This is a genomic window from Trichococcus sp., from assembly GCF_049589555.1.
Taxonomy (GTDB): Bacteria; Bacillota; Bacilli; order Lactobacillales; family Aerococcaceae; genus Trichococcus.
This window is the reverse complement of sequence record NZ_JBAWAZ010000336.1, coordinates 1-2805: the sequence shown is the minus strand read 5'-3', so window position 1 is coordinate 2805 and position 2805 is coordinate 1. Positions and strand designations below refer to the sequence as shown.

Annotated in this window: 1 protein-coding gene; it reads right to left on the bottom strand. The window is 49.0% G+C overall.

Features of this window, described 5'->3' with window-relative positions; translation table 11 throughout:
• Nucleotides 1-67: 67 nt before the first annotated feature.
• The coding region (locus tag WBV27_RS11685) for a transglycosylase domain-containing protein (RefSeq protein WP_424202260.1) at nucleotides 68-2805 on the bottom strand (2738 nt) is incomplete at its 5' end.

Sequence of the window (2805 nt, the reverse complement as noted above, 5' to 3'; positions counted from 1 at the left end):
TTTCTGATTTGGCGGCGAGTAAACAACGACAAACGAAAGGCTGCCCCGATTTGAGGCAGCCTTTCCCTTATTCTTCAGTTGTTGGAGCTTCGTCGGCAGGCGGAGTTTCCTCTTCTGTTTCTGCGTCAGCGGGTGCCTCTTCATCTGCTGCTGTAGGCTCTTCCTCTGCATCAGCCGCATCGTCTGTAGCGTTGTTTCCGTTTGTTGCAGGGGCTGCATTGCGTTTCGATTCTGCTTCAGTCAAGTAATTTTTCCAAAAGTCTTCCAGGTCTTTTTCGGTAGCACCGGGTGAGAAGTCGTACGAAATTGTATTCGGTAAGGCATCAGCTTTGAACAAATCGGTCCTTGTGCTTCCGTTAAGGGTGACGGACAATCCGTTCGCAAACGAAACGGTTCCGGCCAATGTCCCGGTTGTTTCCAATACCGATTTTTCGACAATGCCTTCCGGTCTTTGGTGCGTTTGGTCGGTGCCGAGGATGTCCGGATTGATGCTGTAGATCTTATTGGCGATCTGGGACCAGTAATTCAGGTTTCGCCCGGTCGGAAGACCTTGATTGTTAGGGTCATAGAAGACATGTTCTCCCTTGTAATTATCATAACCCATCCAAGAACTAAGCGTGACGGTAGGGGTGCTGGCTATGAACCAGATGTCCCGGTTGGCTTCTGATGTCCCGGTCTTTCCGGCCCAATCGGCGCTGAAATTCAGATAATTGTTGATTGATCGGCCTGTGCCATCAGAGATGACGTCGCGCAGGATGTCCAAAGTCAGATAAGCGGTCTGTTCCGAGAATACTTCGGTCGTTTCCGCTTCATGCTGATAAACGACGTTTCCGTGTTTGTCCGTGATCGTTTCGATTAGATAAGGCGAAACGTGATCGCCCCCGGTTGCGAAGGTCGTGAAGGCACTTGTCTGTTCCAAAACGGTAGGGCCGTCATTCGTTGCTCCGATCGCTAAGGATGGATTGCCGTATTCCGATTCGTCAATCGAGGTGATGCCCATTTTTTCAAGGTATTGACCAGGATTCATCCCTTCGTCATTCATGGCGACATAGAGCTTGATCGTAGGGTTGTTTTTTGATTGGTAGAGCGCTTGGCGAGCAGTCATGTATGTATTGGAAATGGTGTCGCCGAAGTTTGTAGGCTCCCATAGTGTGCCATCAGGCTGTTTGATGCTGATTTTTGTATCAGGCACCATCGAAGCAGGGTAGATCAGGTTCTGTTCGATCGCCGGCGCGTAGACCAGCAATGGCTTGATTGTTGAACCAGGGGAGCGGTTGGTGCTGAACACATGATCCACTTGATTGACCGAGAAATCCCGGCCCCCGATGAACCCGATGATTTTACCGGTCTGGTTCTCGATAAGCGCACTGCCTGTTTGGGCAAGCTCGGTCACTTCCTGGGTGACCCCGTCTGCATCGACATAGGTGTCCACGAATGTACTTCCTAATGTGTGACCGTATTCGGCCGCAACTTCCTGCATGCCGTTGTAGATATCTTTGTCGATCGTGCTGTACACATTGTAGCCTGATAAGCGCAATGTGTTGTCCGCGTTCGCGTAATATTCGTTGTACAATTCGATGTCCGCTTCCAAATCCTCCAGTGTGAGGTCGTTACCGGCAGCAGCCTGTTGCATCAGCACAAGGATCGCCTCGCGTTCGACGGCTTGATAAAGGTAACTGTTCCTGTCCGCTTGCGTGGCGTGGGCGGCTATGAAATCCTGGGTGATGTCGTATGCGACGGCAGCATCATATTCTTCCTTGGTGATATAGCCTTCGCTGAGCATCCGGAAAAGCACAGTGTTCTTTCGGTTCAAGACTGCAGTCAAATCTTCCTTTCTTTCGCCATATTGTGTGAAAGGGGTATAGGTATAAGGGTTCTGCGGAATCCCCACCAGAAATGCCGCCTGAGCCAAGGAAACATCGGCTGCATGGACACCAAAAATGCCGTTCGCCGCTTCCTCTATGCCTGCGATATTAGAACCGCTGCTGTTTCGTCCGAATGGTGAAACGTTCAGGTAAGCCGTCAGTATTTCATCTTTCGTAAAGAAATTTTCGAGCCGCAGCGCCAATAAGATCTCATTGGCTTTGCGGGAAAAAGTCACTTCATTCGTCAATATCTGTTGTTTGACGAGCTGCTGCGTCAAGGTGGAACCGCCGCTTTGGCTGCCGAAGCCGGTCAGTTCAGTCACCAAAGCCCTCAAAATGGCTTTAGGTACAATCCCGTTATGCTCATAAAAATTTTCATCTTCTGTTGCGATGAGAGCTTCTTTGATGATCGGAGAGATGCTTTCCGATCCGACGGTGGTCCTGACCAAATCTGTGCGGATTTCCGAAATGGCTTCGGTATTTGCGTAGTACATAGTGGAGACGAGTTCGACATTGCCAATGTCTTCAGCCATGCTTTCGTATGTAGGGGCAGTCTCTTTCGAAATCAAATTAGCGAAATAACCCAGACCTGCGCCACCGCCAAAGATGCCCAACAGGACCATCAATAGAATGATTCCGGTAAAAATGTTCCGGACTACACCAAAAAAAACATTGAACCCGAAAGCTCCTTTTGAAAGAAGAGGCTTCATGTTTGTTTCTGTGTCCAGTTTCCGTTTCATTCTTCGCAAAGTCACTTTGCCTTGATCCATACGCTTGTGGGTCCTTTGCTCCCAAAGCAAGGCATTTTCCTTTGTTCTTGCAGCATTTTCTTTCGTGAAAATCCGCTGGAGGCTGCCATTTATCGTTTGTCCAAGACGTTTGAAAAATTCGCCTGTCTTTTTTAGCCATTTTTCTGCTTTATTTCCATCTGGATTGTTCA